The sequence below is a fragment of the Leifsonia sp. PS1209 genome (assembly GCF_012317045.1).
Classification (GTDB): Bacteria; Actinomycetota; Actinomycetes; order Actinomycetales; family Microbacteriaceae; genus Leifsonia.
Map to the genome: position 1 here is coordinate 1,815,364 of NZ_CP051154.1, position 20,022 is coordinate 1,835,385.

Below are 20,022 nucleotides of genomic sequence, written 5' to 3' on the forward strand. Positions count from 1 at the left end.
GCTGATGACCAACGACACACCGGGCGATCCTGAGAAACCCGTCATCCCCAAGCGGGGCCGGTCGGTGTCGAAGGCCGAGTTCCGAGCCCAGGTGCAGGCCACCAGGGCGGATTTCGAGCGTCAGGTGCTCGCTCGCAAGGCGCAACTGGATGCGACGAACGAGCGCATCGCGGAGCGCACAGGCCGCAACCTGATCCTCGCGATCCTGATCGGCGTCGGCGTCGGCGCCCTCCTGCTGTTCAGCCTGATCTTCATCAAGGAGATCTTCCTGGTCTTCGGGATGGCGATGGTCGGCTTCGCCGGTTTCGAGCTGACCCAGGCGTTCCGCGGGGCCGGCCACCGCGTTCCCCGCACGCCGACGCTGATCGCCGCGCTGGCGATCGTTCCCGCGTCGTTCTTCTTCCACGCGGGCGGGCAGCTCGTTTCGCTGTCCGCCGGCATCCTGTTCGTGGTCGTCTGGCGTTTGATCGAAGAGGCCGCCCGGCCGGATGCGCGGCGCGGGGGAGCGGCGCTGGTCCGCGACCTGACGTGGAGCGTGCTCGTGCAGCTCTACGTCGTCCTGCTCGGCAGTTTCGCGATCCTGCTGCTCGCGGAAGACGGCGGGGAGTGGTGGGTGCTGGCGTTCATCATCCTGGTGGTCGCCGTCGATACCGGTGCCTATGTGAGCGGGCTATCGTTCGGCAAGCACCCGATGGCGCCCACGATCAGCCCGAAGAAGACCTGGGAAGGCTTCGCGGGCGCCGCCGTGACGAGCGTGATCGCGGGCGTGCTGCTCTCGGTGTTCATGCTGCACATGACGTGGTGGTTCGGCGTCGTCTTCGGCATCGCGCTGCTGCTCACGGCCACGCTGGGCGACCTCGCCGAGTCGCTGATCAAGCGCGATCTGGGCATCAAGGACATGAGTTCCTGGTTGCCCGGCCACGGCGGGTTCCTCGACAGGCTCGACTCGATCCTGCCGTCCGCGGCGGTCACGTACGCGCTGTTCCTGATCTTCGGATGACACAATAGGGGAGTGAGCACCTTCCCCCGCACTCGCAAATCGGTCATCGGGTACGACACCGAGCAGGTCGACGAGTTCCTGCAGACAGCGCGCCGCGCATACGACGGAGGCGCGGCAGACGGCGGCACGGCGGACGACGCGCCGCTCCTGACCGCCGCAGACATCAGGCACACCGCCTTCGCGATGAAGAAGGGCGGATACTCGACATCGCACGTCGACGCCGCACTCGAACGCCTCGAGGACGCCTTCGCGGCGCGCGAGCGGGAGTCCGCGAGGACCGCGATGGGAGACGCCGCCTGGTTCGAGCAGGCGCGCACCACGGCGCAGGTGATCCTCAACCGGCTGGAGCGCCCGGCGGGGGAGCGGTTCGAGCGCGTGAGCTTCCTGACCTACGGATACAACAAGGGCGACGTCGACCGTTTCGCCACCCGGCTGTCGCGGTATTTCCAGGACGGACGACCGATGAGCGTCGAAGAAGTGCGCACCGTCACGTTCCGTCCGCAGCGCGGCGGATACCGCGAAATCCAGGTCGATCTGCTGCTCGACGGCGTGACGGATGTGATGCTGGCTGTTCGCTGAGTATGGGTGGGCTGTGTTGGCAGTTCGTCAATTGTTCGTTATGGTTCTGTGATCGTGGGTAGACGAGAAGCAGAGATCATTCCGCTGTCTCCGGCCAACCCGGTCGGCGTAGCGTTCAAGCGACCCCGGCGTCCGCACATCCGGTCGCGTGCGGCCCTCTACGGTTTCGCCTTCACGGCGGCCGTCGGCTTCGCGCTCGTGAATGTGGTCGACCCGTATTCGGGATCGGCGGCGACCCCGGCGTACGCGGACACCGTGCAGGCGACCAGCCGGTTCGGCGACGCCCCCGTGCAGTCGCTCACCGCCCCCGGTTCGTACACCGCGACGGTCACGCGCGAGGCCATGACGGTCAAGCCGAAGCCGAAGCCCGTCGTGGTAGCGCCTCCGAAGCCCGCCGCGACCTCCAGCGACTCCGGCTCCGACTCCGGATCCGGTGGTGGAGCACCCGCCGCCGGCACGCCGGACCCCGGTTCCGCCCAGGCCATCGCGTACCAGATGCTGCAGGCGCGCGGCTGGGGAGACGACCAGTACAACTGCCTGGTGTCGCTCTGGAACCGCGAATCGGGCTGGAACGTCTACGCCTACAACGCGGGAAGCGGCGCATACGGCATCCCGCAGGCGCTGCCCGGCAGCAAGATGGCGTCGGCCGGTCCGGACTGGCAGAACAGCGCGGCCACGCAGATCACCTGGGGGCTCGGCTACATCTCCGGGCGCTATTCGACGCCCTGCGGCGCGTGGAGCCACTCGGAGAGCTCCGGCTGGTACTGATCCCCTCGGGAGCATCCTGAGCGGTCAGCGGCGCTCTGAGCGCCGGATGGCGGCTGCAACGGTCACACCGGCCGCGAAACGGTAGCGTTGATGCATGGAGTTCGCGCTGATCGGTGTCATCGGGGTGATCGTCCTCGTCACCGTCTCGAAGTTCTCGAAGCAGCTCGGCGTCGCGGCTCCGCTGGTGCTCGTGCTCGTCGGGGTGGCCAGCTCGTACATCCCCGGCCTGCCGACTCCGATCGAGGTGCCGCCCTGGGTGATCCTCTCCGCGGTCCTCCCACCGCTGCTGTACGCGGCGGCGATCCAGGTGCCGCTGATGGACTTCCGACGCAACCTGGGCACCATCTCGGCGCTGTCCGTGGGCCTGGTGATCGTGACGGCCGTGATCGTCGGCGTCGTGCTGCACGCGCTGCTTCCCGGACTGTCGCTTGCCGAGGGCATCGCGCTCGGCGCTGTCGTCAGCCCGACGGATGCGGTGGCCGCCACCGCCGTCGCCAAACGTCTCGGCCTTCCCGCCCGGCTGGTCACGGTGCTCGAAGGCGAGAGCCTGGTCAACGACGCGTCGTCCCTGGTGCTGCTGAAGTCGGCGCTGGCGGCGACGGCGGCCGTGGTCAGCATCGGATCCGTCGCCTGGAACTTCGCGTTCTCCGTGGTGGTCGCCATCGTGATCGGGCTCGTCGTCGGCATCGTCACCGTCTACTTCCGTTCCCGGCTGAACGACTCCGTGCTGGAGACCGCGATGTCGTTCGCCGTGCCGTTCATCGCGTACATCCCGACGGAGGAGCTCGGCGCATCCGGGATCCTCGCGGTGGTCGTCGCCGGGCTCTACACCGGCCACAACGCTGCGAGGAAGTTCAGCGCGCAGGCCCGCATCGCCGAGCGGCTGAACTGGCGCACCGTGCAGTTCGTGCTGGAGAACGGCGTCTTCCTGCTGATGGGCGTGCAGCTGAACACGATCATCGGCAGCGTCCAGAGCGACAAGGAGTCCATCACCGTCGCCACGGCTGTGGGCATCGGGCTGCTGCTCTGCGTGCTCCTGCTCCTCATCCGGGCCGCGTTCATGACGCCGATCGTGATCTGGCTGCGGGCGACGCAGCGCAGGGCGGCGGAGCTGGAGGACAGGGTCAGCGCGGGCCTCGACCGGGTGCGCAACAGGGATGAGCCCACCACCGAGCGCGGGCACCGGCGCTGGCGGCGGCTCACCCGGTATCTGGAACGGCGTTCGGCCGACATCACCGAGATGCAGGAGTCGCCGATCGGCTGGCGCGGCGGCGCCGTGCTCACCTGGGCCGGGATGCGCGGGGTCGTCACGCTCGCGGCGGCCCAGTCGCTGCCGGCGGACGGCAGCATCCCGTACCGGGCGGAGCTGATCCTGATCGCCTTCACCGTCGCGCTCGTCACGCTGCTGGCCCAGGGAGGCACGCTGCCGCTGATGATCCGGCTGCTGCGCGTCTCCGGCACGGACGCCGCCGCCGACCGGCGAGAGCTCGCCGGCCTGCTCGAAGAGCTCAGCGAGGCGGGCATCGCCGCGCTCGAGAACCCGGAGATCCCGCTGGCGGACGGCCAGAAGCTCGACGACCAGGTGGTCGATCGGGTGCGGCAGGACACGCTGCTGCGGGTGGAGGCCGAGTGGGAGCGCGTCGAGCGCGAGGAGCAGGAGGAGGAGACCGTCGGGCCGCACCAGCAGTACCGCGCGCTGCGGGCCGCCGTGCTGGATGCCGAACGCGCCGCGCTGCTCGAAGCGCGCAGCAGGGGGAACTACTCGTCGCGCATCCTGAGCAGGGCGCAGACGATGCTGGACTTCGATGAATCGCGGATGGCGCAACGCGAAGACCGGCCGTGAATCGGGCGTTTAGACTGGACAGATGCCGCGCAGCAACCGTCCCCGAGGTCGCCAGGGCCGGGTGCCCGGCGACGACGACGAGGAGAACGGCCTCGGCCGTCTGCTCGCGGGCTGGCGGCAGACGGAGACCCGCCGTGGCGTGGTCTGGAACGTGCAGCCCGTCTCCGCACTCCAGGCGCAGAAGAGCTACGTCTGCCCCGGCTGCGGGAAGGACGTCGCCCCGGGCGTCGCGCACGTGGTCACCTGGCGCGCCGACGGCGTGATGGGCGACGCTGCGGACATCGCCGCGCGGCGGCACTGGCACGCCCACTGCTGGAAGATCAGCTGACGAGAGAGGTCACGTCCGTGACGACTGCCCCCACCGAGATCCGCGGCGCCATCGAGCTGCCTGCACGACGCGAAGACATCGAGCTGCACACGCGCGACGGCCTCACCCTGGTCGGCGAGCTGGCAAGCCCGCTCGACCGTCCGCCGGTCGCGACCCTCGTCACGCTGCACCCGCTGCCGACGGGTGGCGGCTTCATGGACTCGCACATCCTGCGGAAGGCGGCGGGGCGGCTGCCGGCCCTGGCCGACATCGCCGTGCTGCGCTTCAACCTGCGCGGGGTGACGTCGCCGCGCGGCACCAGCCAGGGCGCGTTCGGGCACGGCGTCGACGAGCGGTACGACGTCGAGGCGGCGATGGACTTCGTCGCGGAGCGCGGACTGCCGAAGCCGTGGCTGGTCGGCTGGTCGTTCGGGACGGAGCTGGCGCTGATGTACGGACGCCAGTATCCGGTCGCCGGGGTGATCCTGCTCTCCCCGCCGCTGCACCGCGCTAAGCTGGAGCACCTGGCGGCGTGGGCGGGGGACAGCCGCCCGATCGTGGCGCTCATCCCGGAGCACGACGACTACCTGAAACCGGATGCGGCCGCCGAGCGGTTCGCGCCGCTGCCGCAGATCGAGCTGGTCGACGTTGAGGGCGGCAAGCACCTGTGGGTCGGCGAGACGCAGACCAGGCGCGTGCTGACCGAGATCGTCGCGCGCGTGAACCCGTCCGCGCTGCCTCTGCCGACCACGTACCCGCCCGTCGACTAGCGACGACGACGGGCGCCGGCGCCGCCCCGCGGGCTAGAGCTCGTTCTGGCGCGGGATGACGACCTGCTTGATGATGAGCAGGATCGCGGCGGCGAACGGGATGGCGATCAGCGCGCCGAGGATGCCGAGCAGCGTTCCACCCGCGAGGGCGGCCACCACGACCAGGGCGCCGGGCACGGCCACCGCGCGGTTCATGATGCGCGGGCTGAGCACGTACGCCTCGACCTGCATGTAGATGATGTAGTAGATCGCCGCAGCGATGGCGGTCGGCGGCCCGGCCAGCAGGCAGACCGCCGTGATGATCACCGAGCCGGTGATCGTGCCGACGAGCGGGATCAGCGAGAAGAAGAACGCCACGGACGCGAGCAGGATCGGGAACTTGGCGCCGATGATCGTCAGGAAGATCGCACTCAGGACGCCGTTGACCAGCGCCAGCGCGACCTGCCCCATCACGTACTTGCCGACGGAGTCGGTGATCTGGTCGCCGAGGTCGGCGAACCGGGAGCGCTTGGAGGCGGGCACCAGCTGGTAGGTGGCGCGCTTGATGCTCGGCAGCGACGCCGTGAAGTAGATGGTCAGGATGATGATGATGATCCCGCCGAACACGCCGCTGACGATGCCGATGCCGGTCTGCAGCACCTGCGAGGTGATGTTGGGCAGGTTCTGCTGCAGCCACTTGGTGACGGCGTCGATGTTGTCCTGGTTGACGATGGTCGGGAACTGGTGCTGCAGCCCCTCGAACCACTTCTCCGCATCCCCGTGGTTGACCCAGCCGATGATGCCCTGGATGAGCTGGGACAGCTGGTCGACGGCCACCGGCACGATCGCCCAGATGAGCAGAGTGACCAGCCCGATGATGACCACCAGGGTGACGGTGAGCGCCGCCCAGCGCGGGAACTTGCGCCGTTCGAGGAACGAGATCAACGGCTCGATGCCGAGCGCGATGAAGAGGGCGGCTCCGATGTAGGTGAGGATCGTCGCCAGGTTGACGATCGACGTCAGGAGCAGGAAACCCAGCCCGACCCCGAGGGTTCCGATCAATCCGACGCGGAACGGGTTCAGGATCTTCACGGGGCCCCCACGGTGCTCTTGGTCAGTCTCTGTCGGTGGTCACCTTCTCGGCCTGCTGCAGGACTCCACGCAGGTTCTCGAAGTAGCCGGCAACGGCTTCGCGCTCAATCCTAATCTGGGCCAACCGCTCCTCGGCGTCCGCCACCAGGCGGCGTGTCCGTTCGTCGGCGTCCTCGATCAGCGCAGCTGCGCGTTCCTCGGCTTCGGCGACGATGGTACGCCCAGTTTCGTCCGCTTCGGACTTCGCCGACTTGATTGTCGTGCGCGCCTCGTTCTCGGCCTTCTCCGCCTCCGCACGCGCCTGCGCCGTGCGCTTGACGGCGTCGGCGAGCTGGGTGTTGGCCTCGTCGAGGTACTTCTGGGTCTGGGCGACCGCTTCCTGGTGCCGGAGCAGGTAGTCCTTCTCGGCCTCGTCGCGGCGCGCTTTGAGCTCGACGTCGAGGTCGATGCGGGCCTGCTCGATCTCGCGGGTGCGCGCATCCACGGTCTCGAGCACCTCGGTGCGCATCGTGGTGAGCTCGGTGTCGAGGGCGGACCGCGCCTGCACGGACTCCTGCTCGAACGCGCTGCGCAGGGAGGCGAGCTCGGCTTCCAGCGCCGTGCGTGACTCGGCGACCTCGGCGGCCAGGGTCGCGCGCGCCTCGGCGGTCTCCCGCTCGAGGGCGACGCGGGCCTGCTCGGTCTCCGCCGCGAGGTCGACGCGGGTCTGCTCCGCCTCGCGCTGCAGGGCGAGGCGCTGCTGCTCCCTGTCGTTCTCCAGCTCGTTGGCGGTCGCCTCGCGCTGGTCGGCCAGGTCGACGGCCGTGCGGCGGGTGTCCTCCGCGAGCGTGCTCTGGATGCGCTGCACCTCCTCGTCGAGGCTCGACTTGGTCTGCTCGACCTCGGCGGCGAGGGCGGACTTCGTCTGCTCGACCTCGGCGGCGAGGGCCGACTTCGTGGTGGTGACCTCGGTGTCGAGGGCCGACTTCGTCTGCTCCACTTCTGCGGCGAGGGCCGATTTCGTCTGCTCGACCTCGGCGGCGAGGGCCGACTTCGTCTGCTCGACCTCCGCGGCGAGGGTGGTCTGGGTCTGCTCGACCTCGGCGGCCAGCTCGGCCTTGGTCTGCTCGACCTCTGCGGCGAGGGCCGACTTCGTGGTGGTGACCTCGGTGTCGAGAGCGGACTTCGTCTGCTCGACCTCCGCGGCCAGGGCCGACTTCGTGGAGGTCACTTCGGCGGCGAGCTCCGACCGGACGTTCGCGGTCTCCGCCGCGAGGGCGCTTCGCTCGCGCGCGAGCTCGTCGGCGAGCGAGCTCCTGGCCGTGTCGACCTCCTCGGCGAGGGACGCGCGCAGCTCGGTGGCCTCCGCATCCAGTTCGCGGCGCTGTCGCTCGGCGTCCGCGGCGAGGGCCGCCCTGGTCTGCTCGACCTCGGTGGCGAGCGCGGTGGCCGTCTGCTCGCGGTCTGCGGCGAGGGAGGCCGCGGTGGTCGCGCGGTCGGACTCGAGCTGCGCCCTGGTCTCGGTCGCCTCCTTTTCGAGGGCGGTTCTCGTCTGCAGGACCTCGTCGGCGAGTTCCTTCCTGGTGCGCTCGACCTCCTCGGCCAGGGCGCTCCTGGTGGTCGCCGCTTCGGCGTCGAGGGCGCTCTTCGTGGTGCTGACCTCGGTGGCGAGGGCGCTCTTGGTGGTGGTGACCTCGTCCGCGAGTGCGCTCTTCGTGGTCGTGACCTCGTCCGCGAGCGCGCTCTTCGTGCGAGTGACCTCGTCGGCGAGCTCCTGCTTCGTGCGAGTGACCTCGTCGGCCAGGGCGCTCTTCGTGCTGGTGACCTCGTCGGCGAGCGACGACCGTGTCTGCTCCACCTCGGCGTCCAGCGACGCCTTGGTCTGCTCGACCTCGACCGCGAGGGCCTTCTTGGTCTGCTCCACCTCGGTCTGCAGCGCGAGGCGTGTGGTCTTGGACTCGTTCTCGAGGTCGGCCTTCGTCTGGGCCGTCTCCGCGGCGATGGCCGCCCGCTGCTGCTCGACCTCTGCTGCGAGGTCCGCGCGCGCCTGGGCGGCTTCGGCGGCGAGGGCGTTGCGCGTGCTGGTCTGCTCCGCCTCGAGGCGGTCCGCCGTCTCCGCCACCTGCCTGGCCAGGTCGAGCCTGGTCTGCTCGGACTCGCGCTCGAACGCCGCCCTGTCCTCCGCGAACGCGGTGGCGAGCTCGGTGCGCCTGGTCTCGATCTCGCGGTCGAGCTGGGCGGCCTCTGCGCGAGCGGCCTCCGCCTCCCTGGTGGCCACGGCCTTGAGCTCGGCGGCCTCTCTGTCGGCCTCCGCGCGGACGGCGGACGCCTCGCGCTTGCTGGTGGCCCTGACCTCCGCCGCCTCCGTGGCGACGGCGCCGCGGATCGCCGCGGCCTCGCGCATCGCGTCGGTGAGCAGCGTCTCCTTGTCCGCCCTGGTCTTCTCCAGCAGCTCGGCCGACTCGATCTGGGCGTCCTCGATGGCGGTCGTCGCGCGGGCCCTGGCGTCGGCCAGGATGCGCTCCGCCTGCTGGGATGCGGTGGTCTTGATCTTCTCGACCTCTGCTGCGACACCGGCGCGCAGCTTCTCCGCGTCGATGTCCGCCTGCGCGATCAGCCGGGTGGACTGCTCTTCGGCGACCCTGAGGGTGTTCTCCAGTTTGGTGCCGAGGCCGGAGAACGTCGGGCTGCCGACCTCCTCGATCTCGGCGTTGAGCTCCTCGACGCGCACCTGCAGGCGCTTGATCTCCTTGGTGGCGTCCGCGGCCTGCGTGTTCGACTTGATCAGGTCGCGGCGCAGCTCCTGCAGGGCCTTGTCGACCTCGTCCTTGTCGTAGCCGCGGAAGACCTGGGTGAAGTTCGATTCGTCGGTGGCCACTTCATACTCCTGAAAGCTCGGGGGGTGCGGCGCCTGGCGTGCACCCCGACGATCCTACATTTCAAGCCAGGGGCGCGCACCGGTGGACAGTGCATCCGTGGAGGCAATGGTTAGACGGCTCCCAGGGTGACCCGGTATCTTTGTGTAACTGTGCCTCCCGTCGTCTCCGGCACAGAAGGAGCTTGCTTGCGTTTCGTACTCGCCATCGTCGCGTTCGTCGTGGCGGCCGTCATGATCGTCGCGGGAATCGCCCAGCGCACGGTTTTCGCGCCCCCGTCGCAGATCGCCGCGACCACGACTGTCAAAGGCGACCCTCGATTCATCGTGATCGACGGCGCCGTGCTGAACGCACATCCCGGGCAGCAGACCCTGTCGGTGAGCGGTGGAGACGCCAAGTCGCAGGTCGTCGCATACGGCAGGACCGCCGACGTGAAGGCCTGGCTGGGCTCCGAGAAGTACGTGAGCCTCGGGCTCGACAAGACCACCGGCGACATCACGATGAAGACGGTCACCACCAAGACGACCGACGGCGAATCGACGTCGACGGCCACTCCCGCCCCGACGTCCACCCCGGCCGCTCCCGCCGACCCGGCGACGACCACCCCGGCGGAGGGCGCGACGACGGGCGACGCGGCCGCCACGCCGAACCCCAACCCGGCCGGCTCCGACATGTGGCTGGAGGAGTTCGACGGCGAAGACGCGCAGGTCACCAGGATGAACGTCCCGGACAGCATCAGCGTGATCGTCGCCGGAGACGGCACGAAGGCTGCTCCGAACCAGATCCGCGTCACCTGGCCGGTCGACTCGAGCACCCCGTTCGCCTTCCCGCTGATCATCGGCGGCCTCGTGCTGCTGGTGGTGGGCATCGGCCTCTACCTCTGGGGCCTGTACGCCATCCGCAAGTCGCGTGGCCCGCGCAGGAAGGGCGGACCGAAGATGCCGAAGCTGCCGAAGGCGCCCAAGTACAAGCCGTCCAAGGCCGTCGAGGCCACCCCGAAGGGCCGTCGGTCGATCAGGCGCTCGATGGTCGCCGTGCCGATCACGCTCGTCGGCGCCCTGGCGCTCAGTGGATGCTCGATCGGCTCCGTGCAGTCGTCCTCCGTCCCGATCCGCACGGCGAGCCCCATCACCACCGAGCTGCCCAAGGCCAAGGACCAGCTTCCCCCCGCCGTCACCGTGCCGCAGCTGGAGCGCATCGTGAAGCGCATCTCCGCGACGGCGACCACGGCCGACGCGAAGGCCGACCCGGCCATCGCCAAGCAGCGCTTCACCGGTCCTGCCCTGCAGCTGCGCGAGGCCAACTACGCCATCCGCGCCAAGAAGGCGGACGAGCCTGCGCTCCCCGCCATCCCGGCCAGCCCGATCGTGCTCTCGCTTCCGCAGGCCACGGACACCTGGCCGCGCACGGTCACCGCCGTCGTCGAGACGCCGAAGGACGCCAACGGGGCGGCCCAGGCTCCTCTCGCGCTGACGCTGGTGCAGGAGACCCCGCGCGACAACTACCTCGTGACGTACGCCGTCTCGCTCGAGCCGAAGGCCAAGGTCCCGAACCTCGCACCGGCCAGCATCGGCTCCGCCGTCGTGCCGCCGGACTCGAAGCTGCTGAAGCTGCCGCCGAAGGAACTCGCCGCCGCATACGGCGACGTGCTGATGAACGGGGACGCGAGCACGTCCGCCGCGCTGTTCAGCCCGGAGGGCGACACCCTGCGCACGCAGGTCGGCGCCGAGTGGAAGGCGCAGCAGAAGGCCGAGCTGCAGCAGAAGTTCGGCGCGACGTCGTCGCTCGACTTCACCAGCGCGGTCGGCGCAGGACCGGACATCGCGATGGCGACCAACGACTCCGGTGCGATCGTCTGGGTCAACCTCGAGGAGACGCAGACCCTGCGCGTCGTCGAGGCCGGAGCGGAAGTGGACGCAGGGCCGACCTCCGCCGCGCTTTCCGGAGTAGCGTCGTCCAAGACGGGCATCGCATCCACCTACGGATACCAGCTGGCGTTCTACGTGCCGCCGGCGGGCTCGTCCTCCAAGATCACCCTCCTGGGCTTCGCCCAGGGCCTCGTCTCAGCCAAGGAAGTCCAATGAGCCAGATCCCGCCGAGCCCCACGAACCTGCGCGGAGCCGTCGACCTCACCTCGCTCGTGAACCGGGCCATGACGTCCGGTCAGCCCGCAGCGGCCGGCGCGGCCGCCGGAACGGCACCGGCGGGGGAGCAGGGCGGCGACGTCGCCCTGCCGAGCCTCTACTTCGAGGGCACGGACGCCAACTTCAACGACTTCCTCGACCTCTCGATGACCGTCCCGGTGGTCGTCGACCTGTGGGCCGAGTGGTGCGAGCCGTGCAAGCAGCTCAGTCCCATCCTGGACAGGCTGATCGCCGAGTACGGCGGCCGCCTGGTGCTGGTGAAGGTCGACGTGGATGCGAACCCGCAGCTCACGCAGGCGTTCCAGGCGCAGTCGATCCCCGCCGTCGCCGCCGTCATCGGCGGACGCCCCGTGCAGCTCTTCGCCGGGGCGATCCCGGAGCAGCAGGTGCGCGACGTGTTCGAGCAGCTGCTGCAGCTCGCCGCTCAGAACGGCGTGACCGGACGCGCGGCCGTCGACGGCGCAGCGGTGCCGGAGGCCGGAGACGCGGCGGAGCAGGCGGAGCCGACGCCGGAGCCGCTTCCCCCGCACCACGCAGAGGCGTACGAGGCGATCGAGCGCGGCGACTTCGACACGGCCATCGCGGAGTACAAGACCGCGATCGCCCAGGACCCGCGCGACAGCATGGCCGTCGCCGGCCTTGCCCAGGTGAGCCTGCTCGCGCGGCTGGCAGGGAAGTCGCTCGACGAGATCCGCTCGGCCGGGGCCGCCGCCCCCGACGACGTGGACGCGCAGCTGCTCGTGGCCGACCTCGACATCTCGGGTGGACACGTTGACGACGCGTTCGACCGGCTGCTCACGTTGTTCCCGAAGCTCGACGCCGCGGGCAAGGACGCGGTGCGCACGCGCATCCTGGACTATTTCGAGATCGTCGGTGTGGATGACCAGCGCGTCGTGAAGGCGCGGGCTAGGCTGGCGTCGCTGCTGTACTGAGCCGATCACCGGCCCCAGCGGCTTCCGCTCCTAACCGCATCGTATCGATCTGCCGGGAGGCCCCTGCATGGCCCGCGTTCTCGTCGTCGGAGGAACCGGCCTCGCCGGTCGCGCCGTCACCAATGAAGCCGTGGGCCGTGGCCACGACGTGATCGTCGCCTCCCGCCGGGTGCCGGACGACGACAGCGAGCAGTATGTGCTCGGCGCCGTGTACGAGACGGCCGATGTCGTCTCCGGAGACGGGCTCGAAGCGGTGCTCGAGGGCGTCGACGTGCTGGTGGACACCACCAACGGCTCCGGCAGAACCGCCGCCCACGTCTTCGCCCACGGCTCGCAGAACCTATTGCACACCGCGGCCCGGTTCGGCGTGCACCAGGCCGTGCTGCTGTCCATCGTGAACGTCGATCAGTCCGGGTACAGCTACTACCGCGCCAAGGCCGCCCAGGAGCGCGTCTACCGGGAGTCTCCGCTCAGCACCCGCATCCTGCGCACGACGCAGTTCCACGACTTCGTGTCGTCGATCTTCGCGCGGGGGAAGGCGGGCGTCATCCCCGCTCCGTCGAAGACCAGCTTCCAGCCGATCGCGGTCAGCGATGTCGCCCGGCTGCTGGTCGACGCCGTCGACGGCCAGGGCGAGGAGGATTCCACGCTCACGGTCGGGGGCCCGAAGGTCGAGACCACGCGCGAGCTCGCGGAGCAGTGGAAGGCGGCGACCGGTGCGCGCGGCGCGATCGTGCCCGTGCGGCTCGGCGGTCAGCTCGGCACGTTCCTCCGGGCGGGCAGCAACCTGGTTCCGGATGCTGCCCTGCCCGGCATCGACTACGCCACCTGGCTCAGCTCGAACGCGGCTTGAGCCACAGGGCGCCGAGCGGCGGAAGCGTGACCAGCGCGGACGCCGGGCGGCCGGCCCAGGGCTCGTCCACCGCATCCACCACCCCGAGGTTGCCGACACCGGAGCCGCCGAACGCCTCGGCGTCCGTGTTCAGCAGCTCCTCCCACTGACCGGCGAACGGCAGTGCGACGCGGTAGCCCGTGTGCGGCGCGCCGGAGAAGTTCATCACGACGGCGATCGGTGAGCCGTCCGCATCCTTGCGCAGGAACGACACGACGTTGCCCGCCGCGTCCGAGCCGTCGATCCACTCGAAGCCGGCCGGATCGTTGTCGAGCGCCCAGAGCGCGGGGGTGGCCTTGTAGACGGCGTTCAGCTGGGCCACCAGGTCCCAGAGGCCGCGGTGCGACGGCTGGTCGAGGATCCACCAGTCGAGGCCGCGCTCCTCGCTCCACTCCGACGGCTGCCCGAACTCCTGGCCCATGAACAGCAGCTGCTTGCCGGGGTGCGCCCACATGAACGCGAGGAATGCCCGCACGTTCGCGAGCTGCTGCCAGTGGTCGCCCGGCATCTTGCCGAGCAGCGAGCCCTTGCCGTGCACGACCTCGTCGTGGCTGATCGGCAGGAGGAAGTTCTCGCTGAACGCGTAGACGAACGAGAAGGTGATCTCGCTGTGGTGGTAGCTGCGGTACATCGGGTCCTCCTCGATGTACTGCAGCGCGTCGTGCATCCAGCCCATGTTCCACTTGAGGCCGAAGCCGAGGCCGCCGGAGGAGGTCGGCTGGGTGACGCCCGGCCAGCTGGTGGACTCCTCGGCGATCATCACCGTGCCCGGATTCCGCTTGTAGGAGGTGGCCGTGACCTCCTGCAGGAAGCTGATCGCCTCCAGGTTCTCCCGGCCGCCGTGGATGTTCGGCAGCCATTCGCCGTCAGCGCGGGAGTAGTCGAGGTAGAGCATCGAGGCGACGGCGTCGACCCGCAGGCCGTCGACGTGGAACTCCTCCAGCCAGTAGAGCGCGTTCGCGACGAGGAAGTTGCGCACCTGCGAGTTGCCGAAGTCGAAGACGTACGTGCCCCAGTCCTTCTGCTCGCCGCGGCGCGGGTCGGAGTGCTCGTAGAGCGCCTGCCCGTCGAACCGGGCCAGCGCCCAGTCGTCCTTCGGGAAGTGGCCGGGCACCCAGTCCATGATCACGCCGAACCCGGCCTGGTGCAGCCGGTCGATCAGGTAGCGCAGGTCGTCGGGGGAGCCGAACCTGCTGGTCGGCGCGTAGTACCCGGTGACCTGGTATCCCCACGATCCGCCGAAGGGATGCTCGGCGAGCGGCAGGAACTCGACGTGCGTGTAGCCGAGGGCGCCGACGTAGTCGATCAGCTGGTCGGCGGCCTCCCGGTAGCCGAGGCCCGGCCGCCAGCTGCCGAAGTGCAGCTCGTAGATGCTCATCGGGCCGGAGTGGGCGTCGTGGGAGGAGCGGTCGCGCATCCACTGGTCGTCGCCCCAGACGTGCTCGGAGGCGGTGACGACGGAGGCGGTGGCCGGGGGAGTCTCCGCCTGCCTGGCCATCGGGTCGGCCTTGCGCACCCACGCGCCGTTCTGGCCGAGCAGGTCGAACTTGTAGATCGCGCCGGCGCCGATGCCGGGGAGGAAGATCTCCCAGACGCCGGAGGAGCCCATGCTGCGCAGGGAGTGGCGTTCGCCGTCCCAGTCGTTGAAGTCGCCGACCACCCGCACCGCGCGGGCGTGCGGGGCCCAGACGGTGAACGCCGTGCCGCGCACGCCGTCGATCTCGCGGAGGTGCGCTCCGAGAGCCGTCCACAGCTGCTCGTGCCTGCCCTCGGCGATGAGGTGGATGTCCAGCTCGCCGATGGTGGGCGCGAACCGGTACGGGTCCTCTGCGTCCCAGACGCTGCCGTCCGGGTAGCGGGCCTCGATCGTGTACGTGCCGGCTCCGATGATGTCGATGCCCTGCCAGACGCCGTGGGCGACGTGCGCGAGCTCGATGTGCGCGCCGGTCGACAGCACAGCCGTCACCTCGCTGGCGAGCGGGCGCAGCGTCCGGATGACCGTGATGGGGTCGGCGACGCCCGGCGCGCTGACCGCGTGCTGGCCGAGGACGGCGTGCGGGTCGTGGTAGCTGCCGGTGGCGACGGCGAGGAGCAGCCCGTCGTCGAGGGTGGGGAGCTCAACGGCTGCCGCGCCTTCGGGGATGGGACTCATCAGGAACCTGCCTTCACAGTAAGGATGTGCACGGGCTCGGTGAACGCGTCGAGCCGGACGTAGTCGTCGGCCCCCCAGGTCCATTTCGCACCCGTGACGATGTCTTTGACCTCGAACAGGGCGCCGGGCTCGACGCCGAACGCGGCGACGTCGAGGTGCACCATCGTCTCGCGCACCGAGTGCGGGTCGACGTTCGCCACGACGATGACCGCATCCGGTTTGCCGCTGCGGGTGAACTCGCCGGCCAGATATTTGGAGTAGACGAGGATCGAGTCGTCGTCGCTGGCGTGCACCCGCAGGTTGCGCAGCTGGCGGAGCGCCGGATGCTCGCTGCGCGCCCGGTTGAGCATGGTCAGGTACGGCGCGAGCGACTGGCCGAGGGTCTGCGCCCTGCCGTAGTCGCGCGGGCGGTACTCGTACTTCTCGTTGTCGATGTACTCCTCCGCGCCGGCGCGGGCGACGTTCTCGTACAGCTCGAAGCCGGAGTAGACGCCCCAGGTCGGCGCGGCCGTCGCCGCGATGGCCGCGCGCACCTTGAACGCGGCCGGGCCGCCGAACTGCAGGTACTCGGTGAGGATGTCCGGGGTGTTGACGAACAGGTTGGGGCGCAGGAAGTCCGCCGTCTCTGTAGCGAGGCCGGTGAGGAACTCCTCCAGCTCCTCCTTCGTGTTGCGCCAGGTGAAGTAGGTGTACGACTGCTGGAAGCCCGCCTTGGCGAGCGTGTGCAGGATCGCGGGGCGGGTGAACGCCTCGGCGAGGAAGACCACATCCGGGTCGGTGGCGTTGACCGTGCGGATCAGCCACTCCCAGAACGCCAGCGGCTTGGTGTGCGGGTTGTCCACGCGGAAGATGCGGACGCCGAGCGACATCCAGTAGCGGACGATGCGCAGGATCTCCTCGCGCAGGCCCTCCGGGTCGTTGTCGAAGTTGATCGGGTAGATGTCCTGGTACTTCTTCGGCGGGTTCTCGGCGTACGCGATCGTGCCGTCCGGCAGGGTCGTGAACCACTCGGGATGCTCGGTGACCCACGGGTGGTCCGGTGCGGCCTGCAGTGCGAGGTCGAGCGCGACCTCGAGCCCGGCCTGCTTGGCCTTGCCGACGAAGTAGACGAAGTCCTTCTCCGTGCCGAGGTCGGGGTGGATGGCGTCGTGGCCGCCCTCCGCCGAGCCGATGGCCCAGGGCGAACCCGGATCGTTCGGTCCCGCATCCAGCGTGTTGTTCGGCCCCTTGCGGAACGTGCGCCCGATCGGGTGGATCGGCGGCAGGTAGACGACGTCGAAGCCCATCGCGGCGACCTCCGGCAGGCGCTTCGCCGCCGAGCGGAAGGTGCCGGACTTCCAGGTGCCGTCCGGCTGCTTCTTCGCGCCCTCGGAGCGCGGGAAGAACTCGTACCAGCTGCCGACGCCCGCGCGGGTGCGCTCCACCTGCACGCCGCGCGTCGCGGAGAGGGTGGGCAGGTCGACGACGGGGCGCACGGTGAGGATGCCAGCGACGCGCGGCTCGATGGCGGCGGCGAACCGTTCATCCACTGTCTTGGTGGTGTCGGCGACCACCTTGGCGGTCTCGGTGAGGTGGCGGCGCTCCGCCGTGCTGCGGCGCTTGTCCGTCGCCGCGCGGGTGAGGAGCTCGTGCCCGATGGTCAGCATCAGCTCGGTGTCGATGCCGGCCGGGATCTTGACCTCCGCGTTGTGCCGCCAGGTGGCGTACTCGTCGGCGTACGCCTGCACGCGGTACTTCCAGAGGCCCTCCGTCTCCAGCTGGACGAGCACCTCCCAGCGGTCGGTGCCCGGGTCGACGGGGTGCATCCTGTGCTCGGTCTGCACGCCGTTCGGGTCGAGCAGGAGCAGGTCGACGCCGATCTGGTCGTGGCCCTCCCTGAACGCCGTGGCCCGGAACGGGATCACCTCCCCGCTGAACGCCGCCGCCGGCCAGAGGCCGTCGTCCACCTGGGGGGAGAGCCCCAGGATCGGGATGCGCCCCAGCAGGGGAACGTAGTCGGTCTGCGCCGGTGCGCCGCCGTCCGCAGGGGATGCAGGCTGTCCGGCCGATACTGTTTTGGTCGCTGCACTCTTTGCCACACCCCGACCGTACACGCATTAACGTGCCGGACATCAGGCTCCCCTAGAGTGGCAGCGTGAAGGCTATCCGAAGGTTCACCGTCCGTGCCGTCCTGCCAGAGAATCTCTCTGCTCTCGAAGAGATTGCAGGCAATTTGCGCTGGTCCTGGCATGAGCCGACCCGCCAGCTGTTCGCGAGGATCGCGCCCGAGTTGTGGCAGCAGGTGGGCCACGATCCGATCGCGCTGCTGGGCGCCGTCGAGCCTGCCCGGCTCGCCGAACTCGCTGCCGACCAGGGCTACGTCGACTGGGCCTCCCACATCCGGGAGGACCTGCGCGCATACCTGAGCGAGCCGCGCTGGTATCAGTCGCTCGACGACTCCGCTCCTCACTCCATCGCATACTTCTCCCCGGAGTTCGGGATCGCCGCCGCCCTGCCGCAGTACTCGGGCGGCCTCGGCATCCTCGCCGGCGACCACCTCAAGGCCGCGAGCGACCTCGGCGTTCCTCTCGTCGGCGTCGGCCTCTTCTACCGCTCGGGATACTTCGCCCAGGCGATCACGCCGGACGGCTGGCAGCTGGAGAGCTACCCGGTGCTCGACCCCGACGGCCTTCCGCTGTCCGTCCTGCGCAACCCGGACGGCACCCCGGTGCAGATCACGCTCGCCCTCCCCGACGGCGTGCTGCACGCCCGCGTCTGGCAGGTCGCCGTCGGACGTGTGACGCTGCTGCTGCTCGACACGGACATCCCAGACAACGAGGAGCGGCTGCGCTCGGTGACCGACCGCCTGTACGGCGGAGGAGGAGAGCACCGCCTGCTGCAGGAGCTGCTGCTCGGCATCGGCGGCGTGCGCGCCGTCAAGGCGTGGAACGACCTGACCGGAACTCCGGCCGCCGAGGTGTTCCACACCAACGAGGGCCACGCAGGGTTCCTCGGCCTGGAGCGCATCTCCGACCTGATCGGCGAGGGCCTCACCTTCGACGAGGCGCTACAGGTGGTGCGTGCGGGAACGGTGTTCACCACGCACACCCCTGTCCCCGCCGGCATCGACCGGTTCGACACCCCTCTCGTCCAGCGCTATTTCTCCACCGACCTCCTGCCCGGCGTCGACCCGCAGCAGGTGCTCTCCCTCGGTGCCGAGGACTACCCGGGCGGCTCGCCGGACGTGTTCAACATGGCCGTGATGGGCCTCCGGCTCGGCCAGCACGCCAACGGCGTCTCGCGGCTGCACGGCGAGGTCAGCAGGCAGATGTTCAACGGGCTCTACCCGGGGTTCGACGCGCAGGAGGTGCCGATCGACTCGGTCACCAACGGCGTACACGCCCCCACCTGGACGGACCCGATGCTGCTCGCGCTCGCCGAGGAACGCCTCGGCACCGACGACACCACCGCAGCGGACTGGGCCAACGGCCAGGCCGTCACCGACCTCGACCTGTGGTCGGTGCGCACCAGGATGCGCGAGCAGCTGGTGGAGGACGCCCGGCGCCGCCTGCAGGCCGCGTGGGAGTCGCAGAACCCCGGCGGCATCGCCCCGGCCTGGATGGACGAGCTGCTCGACCCGTCCGTGCTCACCATCGGGTTCGCCCGGCGCGTCCCGACGTACAAGCGCCTCACCCTGATGCTGCACAGCCCGGAGCGGCTGCGGTCGATCCTGCTGAACGCCGACCGGCCGGTGCAGATCGTGATCGCCGGCAAGTCGCATCCGGCAGACGACGAGGGCAAGCGCCTCATCCAGAAGCTGGTGCAGTTCGCCTCGGAGCCCGACATCCGCACCCGCATGGTCTTCCTGCCCGACTACGACATCGGGATGGCGCAGCTGCTCTACCCCGGCACGGACATCTGGCTGAACAACCCGCTGCGCCCGCTGGAGGCGTGCGGCACCTCCGGGATGAAGGCGGCACTGAACGGAGCGCTCAACCTCTCCATCCTCGACGGCTGGTGGAATGAGTTCTACGACGGCGAGAACGGCTGGGCGATCCCGTCCGCCGACGCGGCGGGAGACGGGGCGGAGCGCGACGCGCTCGAAGCCGAGGCGCTCTACGACCTGATCGAGCACCAGATCGCCCCGCGGTTCTACGACCGCAACAGCGACGGCGTGCCCGAGAGGTGGGTCGGCCAGATCCGGCACACCCTCTCCACCCTGTCGCCCGAGCTGAGCGCGGGCAGGATGGTGCGCGAGTACGTCACCCGCCTCTACGTTCCCGCCACCACGTTCGAGCGCAGGCTCACCGCAGACGGCTTCGCCGCCGCCCGCAGCCTCGCCGCCTGGAAGTCGCGCGTCCGCGCAGCCTGGCCGGGCGTCACGGTCGCCCACGTCGACGCCGGAGGTGTGGATGCTGTGCCGCAGGTCGGCGACGAGCTGCACGTGCGCGCACTGGTGCACCTGGGCGGGCTGAGCCCCGACGACGTGGAGGTGCAGCTGGTCTACGGCCGCAGCCACGAGGGCGACGACCTGACCGACGTTCGCCACGAGGCGCTCGCTGTCGACGAAGCGGAGCCGGGCGTCGACGACCCGTCCGTGGCGCGCGAGTACCGCGGGACGGTCGAGCTCGACCACGCGGGCGGTTTCGGATACACGGTGCGTGTCGTGCCGCGCAACCCGCTGCTGATCTCCGATGCGGAGCTGGGGCTGGTGGCGGTCGCGAGCTGAC

The 20,022-nt window shown here is 69.8% G+C and carries 14 protein-coding genes; 10 read left to right on the forward strand and 4 right to left on the reverse strand.

Annotated elements, in window-relative coordinates; translation table 11 throughout:
* Window positions 1-4 precede the first annotated feature (4 nt).
* From HF024_RS08590 to HF024_RS08615, 6 genes are all read left to right on the forward strand, one after another.
* Complete coding sequence (locus HF024_RS08590) at window positions 5-1,000, forward strand: phosphatidate cytidylyltransferase (protein WP_085368556.1); 996 nt, start codon at window positions 5-7, stop codon at window positions 998-1,000.
* Between the two features lie 12 nt (window positions 1,001-1,012).
* Window positions 1,013-1,579: a DivIVA domain-containing protein gene (locus HF024_RS08595; RefSeq protein ID WP_085368555.1), complete on the forward strand. Its 567-nt coding sequence runs from the start codon at window positions 1,013-1,015 to the stop codon at window positions 1,577-1,579.
* Window positions 1,580-1,633: 54 nt separating this feature from the next.
* Window positions 1,634-2,347 carry a lytic transglycosylase domain-containing protein gene (locus HF024_RS08600; protein ID WP_247597373.1) on the forward strand — a complete coding sequence of 238 codons (714 nt, stop codon included), beginning with the start codon at window positions 1,634-1,636 and terminating at the stop codon, window positions 2,345-2,347.
* Window positions 2,348-2,441: 94 nt separating this feature from the next.
* Window positions 2,442-4,190 (forward strand): sodium:proton antiporter, encoded by a 1,749-nt coding sequence (locus HF024_RS08605; RefSeq protein WP_168689282.1) that lies wholly within the window; start codon window positions 2,442-2,444, stop codon window positions 4,188-4,190.
* Between the two features lie 22 nt (window positions 4,191-4,212).
* Window positions 4,213-4,518: a hypothetical protein gene (locus HF024_RS08610; protein WP_085368553.1), complete on the forward strand. Its 306-nt coding sequence runs from the start codon at window positions 4,213-4,215 to the stop codon at window positions 4,516-4,518.
* Window positions 4,519-4,535: 17 nt separating this feature from the next.
* Window positions 4,536-5,267, forward strand: a complete 732-nt coding sequence (locus HF024_RS08615) for an alpha/beta fold hydrolase (protein ID WP_210724052.1) — start codon at window positions 4,536-4,538, stop codon at window positions 5,265-5,267.
* Between the two features lie 33 nt (window positions 5,268-5,300).
* Here HF024_RS08615 and HF024_RS08620 read toward each other — a convergent pair whose 3' ends face one another.
* Complete coding sequence (locus tag HF024_RS08620) at window positions 5,301-6,338, reverse strand: AI-2E family transporter (protein WP_085368551.1); 1,038 nt, start codon at window positions 6,336-6,338, stop codon at window positions 5,301-5,303.
* A gap of 22 nt (window positions 6,339-6,360) precedes the next feature.
* The gene (locus HF024_RS08625) at window positions 6,361-9,195 is read right to left on the reverse strand and encodes a DivIVA domain-containing protein (RefSeq protein ID WP_168689283.1); all 2,835 of its coding nucleotides are present in this window, start codon (window positions 9,193-9,195) and stop codon (window positions 6,361-6,363) included.
* A gap of 186 nt (window positions 9,196-9,381) precedes the next feature.
* On the opposite strand from HF024_RS08625, the gene HF024_RS08630 reads away from it, so the two are divergent.
* The 3 genes from HF024_RS08630 (at window position 9,382) to HF024_RS08640 (ending at window position 13,122) form a co-directional block, all read left to right on the forward strand.
* Window positions 9,382-11,277, forward strand: a complete 1,896-nt coding sequence (locus HF024_RS08630; protein WP_168689284.1) for a hypothetical protein — start codon at window positions 9,382-9,384, stop codon at window positions 11,275-11,277.
* Window positions 11,274-12,269 (forward strand): tetratricopeptide repeat protein, encoded by a 996-nt coding sequence (locus HF024_RS08635; RefSeq protein WP_168689285.1) that lies wholly within the window; start codon window positions 11,274-11,276, stop codon window positions 12,267-12,269. The genes HF024_RS08630 and HF024_RS08635 overlap by 4 nt, the downstream gene beginning before the upstream one ends.
* 67 nt (window positions 12,270-12,336) lie before the next feature.
* Window positions 12,337-13,122: an NAD(P)H-binding protein gene (locus HF024_RS08640; RefSeq protein WP_168689286.1), complete on the forward strand. Its 786-nt coding sequence runs from the start codon at window positions 12,337-12,339 to the stop codon at window positions 13,120-13,122.
* Here the strand turns inward: HF024_RS08640 and glgB are convergent.
* Complete coding sequence (glgB, locus tag HF024_RS08645) at window positions 13,103-15,313, reverse strand: 1,4-alpha-glucan branching protein GlgB (protein ID WP_168689287.1); 2,211 nt, start codon at window positions 15,311-15,313, stop codon at window positions 13,103-13,105. The genes HF024_RS08640 and glgB overlap by 20 nt on opposite strands.
* On the reverse strand, window positions 15,313-17,286 hold the full coding sequence (locus tag HF024_RS08650; protein ID WP_256921882.1) for an alpha-1,4-glucan--maltose-1-phosphate maltosyltransferase: 1,974 nt from the start codon (window positions 17,284-17,286) through the stop codon (window positions 15,313-15,315). The genes glgB and HF024_RS08650 overlap by 1 nt, the downstream gene beginning before the upstream one ends.
* 161 nt (window positions 17,287-17,447) lie before the next feature.
* Here HF024_RS08650 and glgP point away from each other — a divergent pair, with 161 nt between their 5' ends.
* The gene (gene glgP, locus HF024_RS08655) at window positions 17,448-20,021 is read left to right on the forward strand and encodes an alpha-glucan family phosphorylase (RefSeq protein ID WP_168689288.1); all 2,574 of its coding nucleotides are present in this window, start codon (window positions 17,448-17,450) and stop codon (window positions 20,019-20,021) included.
* Window position 20,022 lies beyond the last annotated feature (1 nt).

Bases quoted from the DNA above. Each gene is read 5' to 3' on its own strand.
- HF024_RS08640 (WP_168689286.1), top strand. From the start codon at position 12,337: ATGGCCCGCGTTCTCGTCGTCGGAGGAACCGGCCTCGCCGGTCGCGCC.
- HF024_RS08590 (WP_085368556.1), top strand. From the start codon at position 5: ATGACCAACGACACACCGGGCGATCCTGAGAAACCCGTCATCCCCAAG.
- HF024_RS08610 (WP_085368553.1), top strand. From the start codon at position 4,213: ATGCCGCGCAGCAACCGTCCCCGAGGTCGCCAGGGCCGGGTGCCCGGC.
- HF024_RS08635 (WP_168689285.1), top strand. From the start codon at position 11,274: ATGAGCCAGATCCCGCCGAGCCCCACGAACCTGCGCGGAGCCGTCGAC.
- glgB (WP_168689287.1), bottom strand. From the start codon at position 15,313: ATGAGTCCCATCCCCGAAGGCGCGGCAGCCGTTGAGCTCCCCACCCTC.
- HF024_RS08605 (WP_168689282.1), top strand. From the start codon at position 2,442: ATGGAGTTCGCGCTGATCGGTGTCATCGGGGTGATCGTCCTCGTCACC.